Below are 18,742 nucleotides of genomic sequence, written 5' to 3' on the forward strand. Positions count from 1 at the left end.
CGCTTGTCAGACTGCAATCAATTCGAGAGACGCGGCAGGATCAGATCCTTGAGATCGGTCAGCTTGCCATGAAAAAAGTGTCCGCATTCTGCCACTTTCAGCAGCTCATGGGGACGTTCAAGCTTGTCGGACCATTCGTAAACCAGCTGCGGATCGATCACTTCGTCGGTTTCCGGCTGGATCAGGGTCAGTTCGCCTTGTTGCGGCAGTTGATCCTGAGCGCCCAGGCGCATGACGGCCGGTGCCACCATGAACAGGTGTTTGAGCGGTTCGCCCTTGGCCTCAAGGCGCCCGCCGAGACTTGCTGCAACAAATCCGCCGAAGGAGAACCCGAACAGGGTCAGCGGCAAGTCCGGGTGTTTGGCACGGAACCATTCGGCCACTGCCTGGGCATCATCGACTTCGCCGGTACCCATGTCGTGGGTGCCTTCGCTGGCGCCAACGCCGCGATAGTTGAAGCGCAGGGTGATCAAACCGGCATCGCGCGCGGTGCGCTGCAGGGTCGAGACCACTTTGTTGAGCATGGTGCCGCCCTGCACCGGGTTCGGATGGCAGATGAGCGCGAGGCCACGCGGCTGCTCGTTGTCCAGATACAGTGCTTCCAGTTGCCCGACCGGGCCGTCAATCACTACAGGGGTTTCACGCATTAGCAAGGAAGGAACTCCGTGACCTCGGATCGGGTCGACTCGTCTAGCAAATTGTCTGTGGCTGTCTATTGCGAGTGAATCGCGGTATACAGCGCAGGTTCGAGCCGTTAACGTAAAGCAAAGCCGTTTATAGAGGAAGGACTCGTGGAACACTCGCTCTTAGTTTGGTTGTTGCCGACTCTTGCCCTGGTTGTGGGTGTCGCCATTGGATTCCTGATCGCTCGCCTTGCGCCGAATGCCGCGCCTAGCAGCACGCAACGTCAGCTGGACGATATTCAGGAACGTTTCGACAGTTATCAGAACGAAGTGGTGACCCACTTCAACAGCACTGCAACACTGGTCAAGAAACTGACTCAGAGCTATCAGGAAGTGCAGGATCATCTCGCCGAGGGCGCCAACCGCCTGGCCCTGGACGAGCAGACCCGCCAACGCTTGCTGGCCTCCCTGCACGCCGACGCGACGCAGGCCCCTCGGGAACGCCTGACGCCGCCGCGCAATCAGGAACCACCGCGCGACTACGCGCCCAAAGCCCCGAACGCCCCGGGCATGCTCGACGAGCACTACGGCCTGAAGAAGTAATCAGGTTTCAGGCGATGTAAAAAGCCCCCGGACAAGTGATTGTCCGGGGGCTTTTTGTTTTGACTCATTGAGACAGGTAGGAGCTGACGAGTGCAACGAGGCTGCGATCTTTTGATTCTAAAAAGCAACATTAAAAGATCGCAGCCTGCGGCAGCTCCTACGGGTGACCGTCGTGGTCGGGTTAGCCAAGTACTTCACTGGCGACCTGATCAATCGCGCCTTTGGTGATCTCGACAATCAGGTCGGCCTCGGCCTCGGTCAGGATCAGCGGCGGGGCAAAGCCCAGGATGTCGCCATGGGGCATTGCCCGGGCGATCATGCCGCGCTCCAGGCACGCCGCCGAGACTTTTGGCCCCACCTTCAAGGCCGCATCGAATGGCGTGCGCTGTTCACGATCGGCCATGAACTCAACCGCGGCAAGCATGCCGTCACCACGCACTTCACCCACCAACGGATGGCCCTCAAGCGTTTCACGCAGCCGGCGGTTGAGATAAGCGCCGACCTTATCGGCATTGGCCGTGAGATTTTCTCGCTCCAGGATATCGAGGTTGGCCAAGGCCGCCGCCGCGCAGATCGGATGCCCGGAGTAAGTCCAGCCATGGCCCATCGCACCTTGGGACTCAGAGGCTTTTTCGATCACGTCCCAAACCTTTTCGCCGACGATCACCGCCGACAATGGCGCGTACGCACTGGTCAGCCCCTTGGCGGTAGTGATCAGATCAGGGCGCATGCCGTAACGCTGGCTGCCCATCTTCGAACCCAGGCGACCGAAGGCGCAGACCACTTCATCGGCGATCAACAACACGTCGTATTTGTTCAGCACCGCCTGGATCGCCGCCCAGTAGCCGGCTGGCGGAACGATGATGCCACCAGTGCCCATCAGTGGCTCGCCGATGAAAGCCGCCACAGTGTCCGGGCCTTCGGCGAGGATCATTTTTTCCAGCTCGTCGGCGCAATAACGGACGAATGCGGCTTCATCCATGCCGGTTGGCGCCTTGCGATACCAGTGCGGGCACACGGTGTGCTTGATGCCTTCGGCGGGCAGATCGAAGTGCTGATGGAAACTCGGCAAGCCGGTCAGGCTGCCGGTCATGATGCCCGAGCCGTGATAACCGCGATCGCGGGAGATGATTTTCTTTTTCTGCGGGCGCCCCAGCACGTTGTTGTAGTAGCGCACCAGTTTGATCTGGGTTTCGTTGGCGTCGGAACCGGAGAGGCCGTAGTAGACCTTCTTCATACCTTCTGGCGCCCAGTCGATGATGCGGCTCGACAGCTCGATGATCGCCTCGGTCGAGTGCCCCATGTAGGTGTGGTAGTAGGCCAGCTCCTTGGCTTGCTTGTGGATCGCGTCGGCGACTTCGGTGCGGCCGTAGCCGATGTTCACGCAGTACAGGCCGGCGAAGGCATCGATCAGTTCTCGGCCTTCGTGGTCACGGATGCGGATGCCCGAGGCGCCCTTGATAATGCGTCCCTTGAGTGCACCACTGGCGTGATCATGGGCGTGGGTGGACGGGTGCATGAAGTGCGCACGGTCTTGTTCGAACAGCGAGTCGAGTTCTTGGTTCATGGCATGTCTCCTGAGAACGGGCCTTAGCACTGGCCTTGAAGGTGCAAGCAAAAATATTTGGTTTCGACAAAGGCTTCGAAGCCCTCGGTGCCGCCTTCACGGCCAAGCCCCGAGGCTTTCATGCCACCGAACGGGATCGGATGGCCGGTGAACTTGACGCCATTGACCGCGACCATGGCGTGGTCGAGACGGCGGATCAGCGGGTGAATCAGGTCCAGGCGATTGGAGCAAATGTAGGCGGCCAGACCGTACTCGGTGTCGTTGGCCATCTCGACGGCCTGATCGAGGGTGTCGAACGCCATTACGCCGGCAATCGGCGCGAAGTTTTCTTCGCGATAGATGCGCATCTGCGGCGTGACGTCGGCCAGCACCGTGGGCTGGTAGAACAAACCACCTAGCGCATGCGCCTCTCCACCCACCAAACGTTGCGCGCCATGTTTCAAGGCATCGGCAACACGCTCGGCGGTGACGTCGAAAGCGGCCTGGTGCATCAATGGCCCGACATCGACCTGTTGTTCGCGGTCGCCGATCACGGCCGGGCCGACTTTCAACGCACGTACCGCCGTGGCAAAGCGCTTGAGAAACTCCGGATAAACCGAACGGTCGACCATGATGCGGTTGGCCGCGCAGCAATCCTGGCCGGAGGTCTGAAACTTGGCGGCTACCGCAACTTTTACCGCCTGCTCAAGATCCGCATCGGCGCAAACAATGAACGGTGCGTTGCCACCCAATTCGAGCGCAACCTTCTTCACATCGTGGGCCGCGGCTTGCAGCACCAACTTACCCACGCGGGTCGACCCGGTGAAACTCACCGAACGGACACGGCTGTCCTGCACCAGGGTTTGCATGGCCATTTGCGGCTCGCCCAGCACCACGTTCAACACGCCGGCCGGGAACCCTGCCTCCTCGGCGAGTTGCGCCAATGCGAAAGCCGAGTACGGCGTTTCATGGGCCGGTTTGATCACCACCGTGCAACCGGCGGCCAGGGCAGCGGCGGCTTTGCGGGTGATCATCGCCGAGGGGAAATTCCATGGCGTCAGCAACGCACAAACGCCCACCGCCTCTTTCACCGTGCCCAGATGCGCACCGGGAATGTGGCTGGGAATGTTTTGCCCATAGAGGCGTCGCGCCTCTTCGGCAAACCACGGAATGAAACTGGCGGCATAGGCGATTTCGCCACGGGACTCGGCCAGGGATTTGCCCTGCTCCAGGCTGAGAATCCGCGCCAGGTCTTCCTGATGCTCAAGAATCAATGCAGCCCAGCGCCGCAAAATCGCCCCCCGCGCCTCCAGGCTTTGCTCGCGCCAATCGGCGAACGCACGGTGCGCGGCATCGACGGCAGCGACGATCTGCGGTGGGTCGAGCATCGGTACATGGCCGATCAGTTTTTGATCAGCCGGGTTATGCACGGCGATGCTGTGGCCGCTGTCGCTGTGTACCCAATGGCCGTCGACGTAGCAGAGCGCTTTGAACAACAGTGGATGTTTGTAGGTCATGGCGTTCACTCCAATCCGTGTGCGTGGGAACCATGCTAGGGCAGCCGGGCCTTGGGGATTTGGCGTTTGGATGGGGTGCGGCAGGTGGTTTTTTCTGATTGGGCGGGGGTGAACAGCTGATTTTGCGGTTGGAGCAAAAACACTGTGGGAGCTAGCCTGCTAGCGATGGCGCCCTTTCAGTCACATCAATGGTGGATGTGCCGACGTGATCGCTAGCAGGCTAGCTCCTACAGGGGTTTGTGGTGATTTCAGGAATCTTGGGCTAGCTCGGCCGGCAAGGCGCCGCCGGTCTTGATGGTTTTGGTGACGATGTAGGTGAAGTAGCGTTCGATGCCCAGATCGTCGAGTAGCAGTTGGTCGATGAAGCGCTGGTAATGATCGATATCCGGTGCCTGGATCATTGCCATGTAATCGACGCCCCCGCCGGTGGCATAACAGAACGCAACTTCGGGGGCTTCGCTCATGCGCTGTTCGAAGCGGCGCATGTCCTGGGCGGTGTGCCGGGCCAGAGTGATTTCCACCAACACCTGCTGACTTTTGAACACCGCGTTCCAATCGATTTGCGCACGGTAACCCTTGATCAGGCCAAGGGTTTCAAGTTTGCGTACACGCTCCCAGGCCGGGGTCACGGACAGATTGATCGCCTCGGCCAGGCTCGACTTGGTGATACGCCCGTCGTCAGCGAGGATTCGCAGGATTTTCAGGTCATAGCGATCGAGTTTGTGCATGGGTGGCGATCTCGTGAATGTTTAGGAGCCCCAGTGGGATTGTGGTCAGGTCAGTACATCGGCGATCACCGCAATGGTATCGCCACACCCCACCAGCCCCGGAAAGTGCCGCGCCGCCAGCAAACCACTGCGCGCCGCGCGATACTCCACCGGGGCCACGCCGCTGCGAGTGGCATCGTAGACGCGGGCAATCACTTCGCCCTTGCTCACGTTATCGCCCAGGTCGCGGCACATTTCCAGCAGGCCGTCGTGCTCGCTGGCGATGAAGCAATCGCCGTCGGGCATGTCGAGCATGATCGACGGCGCCGTCTGCACTTCGCCCTCAAGAATCCCGCTATGCACCAGCAGATTGCGCACGCCACGTTCGGCAATTGCCACACTGCGCGCGGTGGATGAACCACCGCCGCCCAACTCCGTGGTCACGAAAATTTTGCCTTGCGACTCGGCGGCCGTGTCGTACATCGCGCCGGCATCGAGTTCGAGCATGCGCATGCTGTACGGCGCATTGAACGCACGCATGCCAGCCTCGCATTGCGCTTGTTGCTGCTTGTCGGGTAACACGTGACAGGCGGCGAACGGCAGGAAATCCAGGGTGCGCCCGCCGGAATGAATGTCCAGCACGATGTCGGCCATGGGCAGCAAAGTCCGGGTGAAATAGTCCGCAATCTTCTCGGTCACCGTACCGTCCGGTTTGCCGGGAAAGCTGCGGTTGAGGTTGCCCTTGTCGATCGGCGACGTGCGCCGCCCGGCATGAAACGCCGGGGTGTTCATGAACGGGATGATGATCACCCGCCCGCTGACGTCGGCGGCCGTCAGGCGTTGTGCCAGTTTGCTCAGCGCCACCGGGCCTTCGTACTCATCACCGTGGTTACCGCCGGTGAGCAGCGCGGTTGGCCCACGACCGCTCTGGATCACCGTGACAGGGATCATCACCGCACCCCAGGCGGAATCATCCCGGGAATACGGCAACTTGAGAAAACCGTGCTGCACGCCTTCGCGGGTGAAATCCACGGTGGCGCTGATCGGGTTGTCAGGCAGTTCACTCATGGCTCAATCCTTCACGAACAATTGGCGAGGCACGTTGCACAACGTTTCGACGCCGGTTTCGGTGATCAGAATGCTCTCGGTGATTTCCAGCCCCCAGTCATCCATCCACAGGCCCGGCATGAAGTGGAACGTCATGCCCGGTTGCAACACGCTGGTGTCGCCGGGACGCAGGCTCATGGTGCGCTCGCCCCAATCAGGCGGGTAGCTGATACCGATCGGGTAGCCGCAGCGGCTGTCCTTGTGGATGCCGAATTTCTCCAGCACCTTGAAAAACGCCACGGCGATGTCGCCGGTAGTATTGCCCGGTTTCGCGGCTTCAAGCCCGGCAGCGATGCCTTCGACCACGGCTTTCTCGCCATCAAGGAAATGCTGCGGCGGCTTGCCCAGGTAAATCGTGCGCGACAACGGGCAGTGATAGCGCTTGTAGCAACCCGCGATTTCGAAGAAGGTGCCGGCGCCTTTTTCAAACGGCGAATCGTCCCAGGTCAGGTGCGGCGCGCTCGCATCGGCACCGGTCGGCAACAGCGGCACGATGGCTGGATAGTCGCCGCCGTGGCCATCGGCACCGAGAATGCCGCTGCTGTAGATCTCGGCCACCAGTTCGTTTTTACGCATGCCCGGCTCGATTCGTTCGAGGATCCGCCCGTGCATTTTTTCGACGATGCGCGCAGCGATGCGCATGTAGGCGATTTCCTGCGGCGATTTGACCGCCCTCTGCCAGTTCACCAGGCCGACCGCATCGATCAATTTGGCCTTCGGCAGGTTTTTTTGCAGTGACAGGAACGCTGCGGCGCTGAAGTAATAGTTATCCATCTCGACGCCGATGGTCAGCCCATCCCAACCACGGGCACTGATCACTTCCCGCGACAGATAGTCCATGGGATGGCGCTCGCGGGACTGCACGTAGATGTCCGGGTAACCGACGATGTTCTCTTGCTGCATGAACACCGTGCGCTTGGCGCCGTTGGCATCCTGGCCGCGACCGAACCACACCGGCTCGCCATCGAGGGCCAACAGCACGCATTGATGTACATAGAACGACCAGCCGTCATAGCCGGTCAGCCAGGCCATGTTCGACGGATCGGTGACCAGCAACAACTCGATGCCCTGCGCCTGCATGGCCACTCGTACCTTGGCCAGACGCTGGGCGTATTCCTGCCGTTGGAACGGAAGATTGACGACTATCTGAGACATGCACCTGTCCTCTGATAAATGACGCGGATGAAAAAACGGTTAGCTGCCGAACTGAAACCCCTTGCCGGCCGCACGCGCACGCTCGAAAGCCAAGTTGGCCATGGCCGTATCCTGGGCGCCGGTGCCCGTGAGGTCGCACAAAGTGATTTGCGTTGCACCCGTGCGACCGGGCCGTTGGCCGGTCAGCACCTGGCCCAGTTCTGCAAAGCCCGATTCGTCGCTGACCACGCCTGCAGCGAGGGCGTGATGCAGCTCACCGAGGATGCGCGTCTGGCTCAATCGATCCGCCACGTAGCGGTCGACCTGCGCCAGCGCACGGGGGGAGATTTCGTTCTTGTGCTCGGCGTCCGAGCCCATGGCGGTGATGTGCAGACCGGGGTGCAAATGCCGCACATCAATCAGCGGCTCACGGCTGGGTGTGCAAGTGATCGCAATGTCGACCTCGGCCATGGCTTCGTCGATGCTTGCGCACGGCATGACCGCCAGACCGCTGTCGCGGGCCAATTCAATACTGAAGGCCTGGGCCTTCTCGAAGCTGCGCGCCCAGACCCGCACGCTGTCAATCGGCCGCACCAAGCGCAGGGCTTGCAACTGCAACGAAGCCTGCTCGCCGGCACCGATCAGCGCCACGCTGCGGCTGTCTTCCCGCGACAACGCTCGCGCCGCCACGGCCCCGGCCGCCGCTGTACGCACGGCCGTCAGGTAACCGTTATCCAGCAGCAAGGCATCCAGCAGACCGGTGCGCGCCGACAGCAACATCATCATGCCGTTGAGGCTCGGCAAGCCGAGTTTCGGGTTGTCGAAAAAACCCGGGCTGACCTTGATCGCAAAACGCTCCAGGCCCGGCAAGTAAGCGGTTTTCACGTCCACTTCGCCGTTATGTTCAGGGATGTCCAGGCGCAGGATCGGCGGCATGGCCACGGCGGTGGTGGCCAGCAGCACGAAGGCCTGCTCGACGGCATCGATACTGGGCAGATCAAGGGACACGCAGGCGCGCAGGTCCGCTTCGTTCAGCAAGGTGATTTCACTCATCAGCGCGGCACTCCATTGAGTCGTTTTTGTTGGAATTCAGGCATCGGCGCCGTTCAGCACGCGCAGGTGCTGATCGACATCGACATTGCGCCCGCTGATCACCACCACAACGGGCCCGCGCGGCTCGATCAAACCTTCAAGCAACGCCGCAATCCCCACCGCCGCAGCGCCTTCCAGCACCAGCCGTTCTTCGCGATAGGCATGGCGAATCGCATTGGCGATGGAGGCTTCGCTGAGCAGGTGCAGGTGATCACAGGTGTCACGGGTCATGGCAAAGGTGTAACGGTTGTCTAGGCCGATACCGCCGCCGAGCGAGTCGGCCAGAGTCGGCAGCTCCGCTACTTCCAGCGGATGCCCGGCCGCGAGGCTGGCGTGCATCGCCGCGCCGCGTTGCATGCTGATGCCGTGGGTGACGATTTGCCGGTTGGCACTTTTCAGCGCCAGCGCCACGCCGGCGAACAGACCGCCGCCGGACAACGGAATCAGTACTTGAGAGACGTCCGGTTGCTGCTCAAGGATCTCCAGCCCCAGCGTGCCCTGCCCGGCAATGATTGCCGGATGATCGAACGGTGGCAGCAGTGTTGCGCCCTGCTCATGGGCGATGCGCTCGGCTTCGCGCTGGGCATCATCTTGCGACTGGCCAACGATGCGCACTTGTGCACCAAGATCGCGTATCGCCTGGACTTTATTTCCTGGCACCAGGTGCGACAGGCAAATCGTCGCCTTCACACCTAGTTGCGATGCGGCATACGCCAGCGCCCGTCCATGATTGCCCGTCGATGCGGCCACAACGCCCCGCGCTTTTTGCTCGGCATTGAGTTGCGCCACGGCATTGCTCGCGCCGCGCAATTTGAAGCTTCCGGTGATTTGTCGGGATTCGAGCTTGAGGTAAACCGGCACACCCAACTGCTGCGACAGACTCGGTGAATGCTCCATCGGCGTGCGCCGCACCAGCGCGGCGATGCGCTGGCGGGCGAGGTAAATATCGTTGAGCTGTAGCGCTGACATGACCGCATCCCGAAGAGGTATTGGGCGCAGTCTAAGAGGGCTGGATTGTCACGCTGAATGTACTAGGGCAATTTAATCGAGAAAATTTCCGGCGTCTTTTTACCACTCAAAAGTCGTGGATTTGCGGGTACTGGCCGAAGATTTCGCGCATGCCCATCAGCGCATCGCGCATTTCATCGTCGCTGCATTCAGCGCCGACGCACACCCGCACCGCCCGTGGCCGGGGCGTGCCGCGTACGGTGAACGGGTCGGGCGATGTGACCGCAATATGCTTGTGACGCAGCGCACGTACCAGGCTGTCGAGTTCCCAGTGCGGTGGAATTCCGACCCAGGCATTCAGCGCATGGGGATGTTGGCCGAGCAGATATTCGCCGAGGTGTTCAGTGACCATCGCCTGACGTCCGCCTAACAGTTTGCGCTGCAAACCCACCAGCGTGTCCGCGCGCCCGTCGCGAATCCAACGCGTGGCAATCTCCGAAACCATCGGCGTGGCCATCCAGCTGTTGACCCGCAATATGCTTTCGGTACGCAACGCCAGACGCTTGGGCATCACCAGATAACCGATGCGCAAACCGGTCAACACCGATTTGGTCATGCTGGTGCAATAGAACGACAGCTCGGGCAAGTAATGGCTGATCGGCGGCGCGCGACGCTCGTCAAGCAGCGGTCCGTAGACATCGTCTTCGATGATGTGCACGCCGAAGCGTCGGGCAATCTCGGCAATTTCGCGTCGACGGTTGTCTGGCATCAGACTGGTGGTCGGGTTGTTCAGGTTCGGGGTGCAGACCAGCGCGGTGATCCGCTCGTTGCTGCACATGTCCTCGAAATGTTCCGGATCAATGCCGTAGCGATCCATTTCCAGGCCTTTGAGGGTAAAGCCCAGCACTTGGGAATTGCCAATCACGCCGTGGTCGGTGACACCCTCGCAAAGCACCACGTCATCGGGGCCGGCCAGCGAGGCCAGGGCGAGGAAAATCCCGTGGGCCGCGCCGTTGGTGATCAGGATGTCGTCGCGCTCGACCCGCAGCCCCTGCCGACCGATCCAGTGCATCGCTGCTTCACGGTGCGACTCGAAACCGGCGATGGGACGAAACGCGTGAATCCACGGCTGATCTTCTTCGGTACTGAGTTCGCGGCAGGTCTCACGCCAGAACTGGTCGTGCTCGCGGGTGTGCATGATCCGCGTGATGGAAAAATCCACCAATGCGCGTTCGGGACTGTCGAGAATATAGGTGGCGACCCGATCGCTCATGCGCCGCGACACGAAACTGCCGCGCCCTACTTCGCAACGCACCAGGCCCTGACGTTCCAGTTCCTTATAGGCATTAGTGACCGTTTGCACGCTGATGCCCACCGCATCGGCCACCTGTCGTTGCGGTGGCAGGCGCTGATCGTTGACCAGCACACCCTGTTCGATGTCGTCGGCAATCGCCTGCACCAGGATCTTGTATTTCGACTCGCCGCTGCGGGCGATTTCCAATGCTGCTTTCCACTTGTCCATCGGCGCCGAACCCACTTATTGGCCAGTGCCGACAGCATCCCGCGAGAAACCTTGCAAAGCAATTGTCCTAGTGCAATGCAATGTGGCGCAGGGCTTTTGTATGCTCGGTTCAAGGTCGATGCACAGGCTGGCGAACCCGCCGACAACAACAACCAATCGATCTGTACCGGAACTGTGCCCGCAAGCTTCGGCTCAACTGGAATACGGCTCCCGTACGCTTTGCTCTTGTCACACTGCCTCCTACCACAGAGCCGTCACCGACGGGTCCACAAGAAACAGGAGATTTTATCGATGAGCAATTCCACTCCCCGCAGTTCCCATGTGTTGCGTCACCTGTTCGTGGCTTGTGCGATGTTCGGTCTGGCCGCCAGCGCCCATGCCGCCTCGACACTGGAAAACATCACCAAAAACAGCAGCATCCGCATTGGCTACGCCAACGAAACCCCCTTCGCCTTTACCGAGACGGATGGCCGGGTCACCGGTGAATCGCCGGAGATCGCCAAAGTCATCTTCGCGAAAATGGGCATCAAGCAAGTCGACGGCGTGTTGACCGAGTGGGGCTCGCTGATTCCAGGCCTGCGTGCGGGGCGCTTCGACGTGATTGCCGCCGGTATGTACATCACCCCCGAGCGCTGCAAGCAGGTCATTTTCACCGATCCGCAATACCAGTTGCCCGACGCCCTGCTGACCGCCAAAGGCAATCCGAAGAACCTGCACAGCTATGAAGACATCGCCAAGAACCCGGATGTGAAACTGGCGATCATGGCCGGCACGGTCAACCTGAAATACGCACGGGATTCCGGCGTGAAGGACGCGCAAATCCTCCAGGTGCCCGACACCACCGCCCAGTTGCAAGCCGTGCGCGCCGGTCGCGCCGATGCCGCCGTGGGCACCCAACTGACCATGAAAGGCCTGGCCGCCAAGGGTGGCGAAAAGGTCGAAGCGGTCACCGAATTCAAAGATGACCCGTCGCATACCGGCTATGGCGCCCTCGCCTTCCGTCCGGAAGACAAGGACCTGCGTGATGCGGTCAACGCCGAACTGAAAAAGTGGTTGGGCTCTGAAGACCACCTCAAGACGGTCGCACCGTTCGGCTTCGATAAATCCAACGTGACCAGCAAAACGGCTGCCGAGCTCTGCGCTCAATAGTCGAGACAGGCATGGCGCCTTGGCGCGATGCCTATCCCTGCTGACTCCGGATGTTGAACCATGCAGGTGTGAACAATGGGTGAATTACTTCCGCTATTGATACAAGGCGCCTGGGTCACGCTCCAGGTGACGTTCTTCGGCTCGATCCTGGCGATTGTCGCGGCCATTCTGGCGGCGCTGGGGCGCATGTCGCCGTGGCGTCCGCTGAGCTGGTTCTCGGTTGCCTACATTGAAGTGTTTCGCGGCACGTCATTGCTGGTGCAGTTGTTCTGGCTGTTTTTCGTGTTGCCGCTACCACCGTTCAATCTGGAATTGAGCCCCTACAGCGTGGCCATCGTCGGCCTCGGCCTGCACATCGGCGCTTATGGCGCCGAGGTGATGCGCGGCGCGATCAGCTCCGTTGCCAAGGGTCAGTACGAAGCCGCAACCGCGCTGAATTTCAGCGGCTACAAGCGTTTTCGCCGGATCATTCTGCCTCAGGCCTTGCTCGCGGCTATTCCACCGGGCACCAACCTATTGATCGAACTGCTGAAAAACACTTCGCTGGTGTCCCTGATCACGTTGTCCGACCTGAGCTTCCGCGCCAGGCAACTGGATCAGGCCACGTTCCAGACGTTGGAAATCTTCAGTCTGGCGCTGGTGATGTATTTCATCCTGGCCCAAGCGATCAACCTCGGCATGCGCAGCATTGAGCGTCGCCTGGCTCGCGGCCGGATGCGTGGAGGTCTGTCATGACCCTGTTTGACTGGACATACGCCTGGCAGATCCTCCCCGATTTGCTGCGCGCTTCGCTCAACACCGTGGGCATTACCCTGATCGGCTTTCTGATCGCCATCGTGCTGGGGCTGTTCCTCGCCATCGGCCGACGCAGTCGCCTGTACTGGCTGTCGTGGCCGATCGCCGGGATCATCGAATTCATCCGCAGCACACCGCTGCTGATCCAGGTGTATTTCCTCTACTACGTGCTGCCCAACTACGGGGTCAGCATGACGGCCATGCAAGTGGGGGTCATCGGCATCGGCGTGCACTACGCCTGCTACATCGCCGAGGTCTATCGCGGTGGTCTCGATGCCGTGCCCCGTGCGCAATGGGAAGCGGTGACCGCCCTGAACATCGCACCCTACAGCGCCTATCGCAACATCATCCTGCCCCAGGCCCTGCGGCCGATCCTGCCGCCGCTGGGCAACTACCTGGTGGCGATGCTCAAGGACACACCGGTGCTATCGGCCATCACCGTGGTTGAAATCATGCAGCAGGCCAAAAACATCGGTTCCGAAAACTTTCGTTACCTGGAGCCAATCACCATGGTCGGTCTGTTTTTCCTCGCCCTGAGCATCGCCTTGGCTTATCTGGTACGGCGCCTTGAACTGCGCCTGGAGCTCCGCTAATGACTTCTCCACTCTCGACCTCCAACGACCTTTCCCGGCGCGGCAACCTAACGCCGCTGCATCCGCAAGAGGCCACGGCCATGCATCAACCGAAAGCGGTCAAGCCCATAGTCAGCTTCCAGGATGTCACCAAAAGCTATGGCAATTTCACGGTGCTCGACCACTTGAACCTGGACGTCACACCGGGCGAAAAAGTCGCGATTATCGGCCCCAGCGGCTCAGGGAAATCCACGTTACTACGGGTATTGATGACCCTCGAAGGCATCGATGACGGACTGATCCGCATCGAGGACGATTTGCTAACGCACATGCCCAATCGCAACGGCGTGCTGGTACCCGCCAATGACCGGCACATCCGCCGCGTGCGCGGCAAGATCGGCATGGTGTTCCAGAGTTTCAACCTGTTCCCGCACATGACGGCGCTGCAGAACGTCATCGAAGCTCCGGTTCAGGTCTTGGGAATGAAACCCGCCGAAGCACGGGAGCGTGCGGCGGATCTGCTGGAGTTGGTGGGGCTGGGCAGCAAGCTGGGGCATTACCCTTCGCAGCTGTCCGGTGGGCAGCAGCAACGGGTGGCGATTGCTCGCGCCCTGGCCATGCGCCCGAAAGTCATGTTGTTTGACGAGGTGACTTCGGCGCTGGACCCGGAACTGTGCGGCGAAGTGCTCAACGTGATCCGCAAGCTCGGCGCCGAACATAACCTGACCATGCTGATGGTCACCCACCAGATGGGTTTTGCCCGGGAGTTCGCTGACCGTGTGTGTTTCTTCTACAAAGGCCAGATCCACGAACAGGGCACGCCGGCGCAGATCTTCGAGCATCCGCAGCAGGAACGGACGTGCGCGTTTCTCAGTGCGGTGAAAGAGGCCAACTGAAAACTAAAGTGGGAGCGAGCCTGCTCGCGATTGGACCGTCACATTCAACATACTTGTTGACTGACAGGCCGTCATCGCGAGCAGGCTCGCTCCCACAGGTTTTATGTCGCGGGTGTTATGGGTACTGCTGAACAGTGCCCGGTTGTTGCTGACCGCCGTACTGCTGGCCCGGAATTGCCTTGAGGTTGACCTCTACACGGCGGTTCTGCGCACGGCCATTAACGTCGCCGTTGCTGGCCACCGGGTTATCCGGGCCGGCGCCACGGGCGCTCAGGTTGGCACCGCTGACACCTTGCGACGTCAGGTAGGTCGCCACGCTCTGCGCACGACGCTGGGACAAGTCCATGTTGTGCTGGCGGCTGCCGGTGCTGTCGGTGTAGCCGACGATTTCGATCTGGTTCTGGTTGAACTCTTTCAGCGAGCCGGCCAGGTTGTTCAGCGGCTGGTAGAAGCTCGGCGCGATGTTCGCCGAATCGGTAGCGAAGGTGATGTTGCCCGGCATGATCAGCTTGATCTGATCGCCCTGGCGCTGCACTTCAACACCGGTGTTGGCCATGCTGGCCCGCAGTTTTTTCTCTTGCTGGTCGGCGTAATAGCCGTAACCGGCGGCGGAAGCACCCACCACGGCGGCGCCGATCAATGCGCCCTTGCCACGGTTGTTGTGGTCAATGGCGGCACCGGCCAACGCGCCGGCCAGTGCACCGAGGCCACCGTATTTCGCGGTTTTGCTCATGCCGGTGGAGCCGCTATCGGCCTGACCCTGGTTGTCGTAAGGGTTGGGCGATGCGCAACCGGACAACAGGGCCACGGCAGTAGCAACAATAATCAAACGACGGGTGGTGAACATGAAGAGCTCCTACTTTTTTGCATTCTGTGGTGCAACGGACGTAAGCATCGAACCTTTGCGGGCGTTGGATCGTTTGTGCCGTTAAAAATTCCGCAGGTTACAAATCAGGCCCGAACAAACGGGTTCTCGCGCATTTCATCGCCAAGACGGGTATCCGGACCATGCCCGGTCACCACCGTTGCGTCTTCGTCGAGGGTGTACAAACGTTGCTTGATGGAACGCACGATAGTCGCCTGATCACCACCCCACAAATCCGTACGCCCGACCCCGCGCTTGAACAGCGTGTCGCCGGCAATCAAAAGCTTGGCATCGGCAAACCAGAAACTCATCGACCCCGGCGTATGGCCCGGCGTGTGCAGCGCTACGCCACAGCCGCAGGCCAACGCTTCATCATCCGCCAACCAGCGATCCGGCGAGGGCACCGGCGTGTACGGAACCCCGAACATCTGGCATTGCATTTCCAGATTGTCCCAAAGGAACTGATCTTCCTTGTGCAGGTGCAGGGTGGCGCCGGTTTTTTCCTTCAACTGACCGGAGGCCAGGAAGTGATCGAGGTGCGCATGGGTGTGGATGATGCTGACCACTTTGAGGCCCAAGGCATCGAGTCGGGCCAGGATCAACTCATGATTGCCACCCGGATCGACGACGATGGCCTTTTTCGTCACAGGATCGCCGATGATCGTACAGTTGCACTGCAAAGGGCCGACGGGAAAGGTTTCGCGGATGAGAGCGGGTTGCTGGGACATCGAAATCTGCTCGTTAAACGGGGACGGTCAATGTTCGCACAAATCAGTATCGAGCCAATGGCAGCGATGTGTAACGTGAAACATTCCTTAACCCAGTACGCCCAATTCCTTGGCCCGCGCGACGGCCTGAGTGCGCCGCTCTACCCCCAGTTTGCTGTTGATATGGCTGGCGTGGGTTTTTACGGTGTGCAGGGAAATAAACAACTGGTCGCTGATTTCCTGGTTCGAACAGCCTTGGGCAATCAGTCGCAGAACGGCAAGCTCTCGCGTACTCAATTGTTCGGCGGCAGGAACCGTCTCCACTACCTGGCGAATAGGCGCAGCGGGAAGTTTTTCGATAAGGCTCAGAGAAACGTTGGTCGGCGAGCAGAGTTGCAGTTGACCGCGCAACCAGTCCGGATGCTCTGCCAGCAACCTTTCAAACGATTGCAGTATGCCCCCGCTCGCGACGTCCATTGCCTGGGCCATCGCCTTGCGGGCCTCGGGTTCGCGTCCACTGTTAAGCAACAGCGAAACCTTTTGCGTGAGTGCCATGGCGCTGAGCATTTGCCGACCGCTTTGCTGCCCCTGTTCGAGCAAAACATTCAAACGCCCTTCGGCCAGCATCGGCTGGCCCTGGATGACCTCCAGCAAGGCTTGTTGCAGTTCGATGTGCAGCGGCAACTGCGGGTGGAATTCCGGTGGTGCTGCGGCGTGCTCGCCGTTGTAGGTCTGCCCCAATCGCGCCAGCCAGGCTTCGGCCAGATCGGTGCGACCCTGTGCCAGCCAGAGCTCGCATTTGACGAGGGTAATCATCGCCAGATAGTAAATCGGCGGCACGTCCCAGATGTGCATCAGCCGTTCGGCTTCGGCAAGTTCGGCAAAGGCTTTGGCGAATTCACCACTGCTGCCTTCGAGACGGGCGATGACGCAGTGACCGATCAACACGCTGATGTCACGACAGGCGCGGGCTTCGTTCAAGCCCGCCTGTAAGCACCCTCTCGCCGCTTGTGGTTGCAGGCGCAGAGTCAGCAGAAACCCTTCGTACAAAGTCAGTCGGGCACGCACCGCGTAAAGCCGTTGCGGTGACAAGCCCTGCAAGCGTTGCAGGCCCTGGCGAACTTCAGCGAGCGCGCGGAGGATTTCCCCACGCGCTTGCAGCACACGGGCGCGGTCGTAGTGGGCCAACGCTTCAAACAATGGATTGCCGACCCGTTGCGCCAACTCCAGAGAGTCGCGGTTCAACCCGCGCGCGCGCCACAGATCGCCATCGGCAATGGCCAGGTTGGACAACGTCGAGAGACACATCAGCCGCTGGCCGTAACGCTTGCACGGAAGGCTTTCGAGCGCTTCGGTGCAATAGAGCAGCGTGAGTTCACGGTTGCCGCGACCGCGAGCGATGATCCCGCTCAAGGCCAGCCATTGCGCCAGCATCGACTTTTGCGCCGTGGCCGACGGGGCCGGCAGGAAGCGGCTCAAATGACTGGCCAGTTCCTCGGCGGCATCCAGCTGGCAGGCCAAGCCCAGCGCCCAGCTGTAGAGCACGATCAAACGCGGCGTGCTGATCAGCAGGCTGTCGGGCAAGTCCATTTTCCAGCGCAACAACATGCCGACATTCTGTTCCGCCAGCAGCTGTTCTTCTGAGAGGTTTTGCACCAGGTTCGCCGCGACATCCAGATGTCCGGCGCGCAAGGCCTGCTCCACCGCTTCATCGAGCAGCCCCTGGGCATTGAACCAGCGACAGGCACGCAGATGCAGGGTCGCGGCCGGGACCATCGTCTGCGCGGTTGGCCGGGTCCGTAGTAAATCGGAGAACAGGTGGTGATAACGGTACCAGTGGCCGTGCTCATCCAGCGGAACCAGGAACACCTGGTGCGCCGCCAGAAAACGCAGGATCTCGGCACTGTCGTGGGCGTCGCGGACGGCGTCGCACAACTCACTGCAAAAACGTTCTTGAGGCGCGGTGTCGTAGAGAAACGCTTGAACCTCGGCGGGCAGGCAATCGATGACTTCCTCAAGCAGATAATCGCGGATCAGGCCTTCCCCGCCATGGAGCGCTTGGGGCAACGCGCCGTCAGTGCCGGCCTCGGACGCCGCCAGCAGCCAGAACCGCAACCCCGCTACCCAGCCTTCACTGCGCTGGATGAGGTTTTCCATGGCCTCGCCGCGCAATGAACTGCTGTGCCGGTCCAGCAGGCTCAGGGCTTCATCGTGGGTCAACCGCAGGTCCTGTTCGTGCAACTCAAGCAGTTGCCGAGACAGGCGAAGCCGCGCCAAATGCCAGTCCGGACGCTGGCGGCTGGTGACCATCACCAGCAAACCCTCGGGAAGGTGATTGAGGAAAAATTGCAGGCAACGATCCAGAACCGGCCCTTGCGCCAGATGGTAATCGTCCAGCACCAGCAGCAATGGCGTCGCGGTCGACAGATGTACGGCCAGTTCATCGAGCAAACCGTCCAGCCACTCTTCGAAGGCGAACGGTTGATGGCGCTGACGCATTTTCAGCAAGCCGAGGGATTGCCTGCCCAACTGCGGAAAATAGTCTTGAAGGCCTTCGAGCAGTCGCTCGAGGAATCGCCCCGGATCACTGTCTCGCGGACTCAGGCCCAACCACAGGCTTTGCCAATGAGCCGGCAACGCCTGACAGAACTCCACCGCCAACGAACTCTTGCCAAACCCGGCCGGCGCGCTGACCAGCAGTAACCGGCCGCCCAGCCCCGCGCTCAAGCGCTCGCACAGACGCGGCCGAAGCACATAGCCATCAGGCAATGGTGGTCGGAAAAAGCGCCCGTCCAGCGCGGCGACAGCGACGCTTGCAGGACCTGGTGGTGGGGACAGATCAGTCATGGCCGGCTCTTGTTTGAATTGCGGGTGGCGGCGTTGCAGATGTCCGCAGACTAGCGGTAATTGAGGAGGGAATGAAGGTTATTGCTACAAATGGCTACAAAAAGTCTACGAA

At 60.5% G+C, this 18,742-nt stretch carries 17 protein-coding genes; 5 read left to right on the top strand and 12 right to left on the bottom strand.

Annotated features, from left to right (window positions below; translation table 11 throughout):
• Window positions 1–17: 17 nt before the first annotated feature.
• On the bottom strand, window positions 18–647 hold the full coding sequence (locus KVG88_RS29480) for an alpha/beta hydrolase (RefSeq protein ID WP_150702966.1): 630 nt from the start codon (window positions 645–647) through the stop codon (window positions 18–20).
• Between the two features lie 144 nt (window positions 648–791).
• On the opposite strand from KVG88_RS29480, the gene KVG88_RS29485 reads away from it, so the two are divergent.
• Window positions 792–1,226, top strand: a complete 435-nt coding sequence (locus tag KVG88_RS29485) for a Z-ring associated ZapG family protein (RefSeq protein WP_150702967.1) — start codon at window positions 792–794, stop codon at window positions 1,224–1,226.
• Window positions 1,227–1,407: 181 nt separating this feature from the next.
• Here KVG88_RS29485 and KVG88_RS29490 read toward each other — a convergent pair whose 3' ends face one another.
• The 8 genes from KVG88_RS29490 to ehuR form a co-directional block, all read right to left on the bottom strand.
• Window positions 1,408–2,793, bottom strand: coding sequence for an aspartate aminotransferase family protein (locus KVG88_RS29490; protein ID WP_217873460.1), 1,386 nt, complete (start codon window positions 2,791–2,793; stop codon window positions 1,408–1,410).
• A gap of 23 nt (window positions 2,794–2,816) precedes the next feature.
• On the bottom strand, window positions 2,817–4,289 hold the full coding sequence (locus KVG88_RS29495) for an NAD-dependent succinate-semialdehyde dehydrogenase (protein ID WP_217873461.1): 1,473 nt from the start codon (window positions 4,287–4,289) through the stop codon (window positions 2,817–2,819).
• Between the two features lie 248 nt (window positions 4,290–4,537).
• Window positions 4,538–5,017: an Lrp/AsnC family transcriptional regulator gene (locus KVG88_RS29500; RefSeq protein WP_150702970.1), complete on the bottom strand. Its 480-nt coding sequence runs from the start codon at window positions 5,015–5,017 to the stop codon at window positions 4,538–4,540.
• Between the two features lie 45 nt (window positions 5,018–5,062).
• On the bottom strand, window positions 5,063–6,064 hold the full coding sequence (doeB, locus tag KVG88_RS29505; protein WP_150702971.1) for a N(2)-acetyl-L-2,4-diaminobutanoate deacetylase DoeB: 1,002 nt from the start codon (window positions 6,062–6,064) through the stop codon (window positions 5,063–5,065).
• 3 nt (window positions 6,065–6,067) lie between these two features.
• Window positions 6,068–7,258, bottom strand: coding sequence for an ectoine hydrolase DoeA (gene doeA, locus KVG88_RS29510; RefSeq protein WP_150702972.1), 1,191 nt, complete (start codon window positions 7,256–7,258; stop codon window positions 6,068–6,070).
• A gap of 39 nt (window positions 7,259–7,297) precedes the next feature.
• Complete coding sequence (gene eutC / locus KVG88_RS29515; RefSeq protein WP_217873462.1) at window positions 7,298–8,290, bottom strand: ectoine utilization protein EutC; 993 nt, start codon at window positions 8,288–8,290, stop codon at window positions 7,298–7,300.
• Between the two features lie 36 nt (window positions 8,291–8,326).
• Window positions 8,327–9,298, bottom strand: a complete 972-nt coding sequence (gene eutB / locus KVG88_RS29520; protein WP_217873463.1) for a hydroxyectoine utilization dehydratase EutB — start codon at window positions 9,296–9,298, stop codon at window positions 8,327–8,329.
• A 106-nt stretch (window positions 9,299–9,404) separates the two neighbouring features.
• On the bottom strand, window positions 9,405–10,799 hold the full coding sequence (gene ehuR / locus KVG88_RS29525; RefSeq protein ID WP_217873464.1) for a MocR-like ectoine utilization transcription factor EhuR: 1,395 nt from the start codon (window positions 10,797–10,799) through the stop codon (window positions 9,405–9,407).
• Between the two features lie 291 nt (window positions 10,800–11,090).
• Here ehuR and ehuB point away from each other — a divergent pair, with 291 nt between their 5' ends.
• From ehuB to ehuA, 4 genes are all read left to right on the top strand, one after another.
• Complete coding sequence (ehuB, locus tag KVG88_RS29530; RefSeq protein WP_150702975.1) at window positions 11,091–11,948, top strand: ectoine/hydroxyectoine ABC transporter substrate-binding protein EhuB; 858 nt, start codon at window positions 11,091–11,093, stop codon at window positions 11,946–11,948.
• 75 nt (window positions 11,949–12,023) lie between these two features.
• On the top strand, window positions 12,024–12,683 hold the full coding sequence (ehuC, locus tag KVG88_RS29535; RefSeq protein ID WP_110658949.1) for an ectoine/hydroxyectoine ABC transporter permease subunit EhuC: 660 nt from the start codon (window positions 12,024–12,026) through the stop codon (window positions 12,681–12,683).
• Window positions 12,680–13,336: an ectoine/hydroxyectoine ABC transporter permease subunit EhuD gene (gene ehuD / locus KVG88_RS29540; protein ID WP_150702976.1), complete on the top strand. Its 657-nt coding sequence runs from the start codon at window positions 12,680–12,682 to the stop codon at window positions 13,334–13,336. Before ehuC ends, ehuD begins: the two co-directional genes overlap by 4 nt.
• Entirely contained in the window at window positions 13,336–14,211 is an 876-nt protein-coding gene (gene ehuA / locus KVG88_RS29545) for an ectoine/hydroxyectoine ABC transporter ATP-binding protein EhuA (RefSeq protein ID WP_412071275.1), read from the top strand. The genes ehuD and ehuA overlap by 1 nt, the downstream gene beginning before the upstream one ends.
• 115 nt (window positions 14,212–14,326) lie before the next feature.
• Here the strand turns inward: ehuA and KVG88_RS29550 are convergent, their stop codons facing one another.
• The 3 genes from KVG88_RS29550 to KVG88_RS29560 all read right to left on the bottom strand — a co-directional run bounded on the left by KVG88_RS29550 (window position 14,327) and on the right by KVG88_RS29560 (window position 18,630).
• A complete protein-coding gene (locus KVG88_RS29550) occupies window positions 14,327–15,058 on the bottom strand; it encodes a YiaD family glycine zipper/OmpA-like lipoprotein (RefSeq protein WP_150702977.1) in 732 nt (243 codons plus the stop codon).
• Window positions 15,059–15,162: 104 nt separating this feature from the next.
• A complete protein-coding gene (locus KVG88_RS29555) occupies window positions 15,163–15,804 on the bottom strand; it encodes an MBL fold metallo-hydrolase (RefSeq protein ID WP_217873465.1) in 642 nt (213 codons plus the stop codon).
• A gap of 87 nt (window positions 15,805–15,891) precedes the next feature.
• A complete protein-coding gene (locus KVG88_RS29560) occupies window positions 15,892–18,630 on the bottom strand; it encodes a winged helix-turn-helix domain-containing protein (RefSeq protein WP_217873466.1) in 2,739 nt (912 codons plus the stop codon).
• Between the last annotated feature and the right edge of the window lie 112 nt (window positions 18,631–18,742).

This window comes from Pseudomonas azerbaijanoccidentalis (assembly GCF_019145495.1).
Taxonomy (GTDB): Bacteria; Pseudomonadota; Gammaproteobacteria; order Pseudomonadales; family Pseudomonadaceae; genus Aquipseudomonas; species Aquipseudomonas azerbaijanoccidentalis.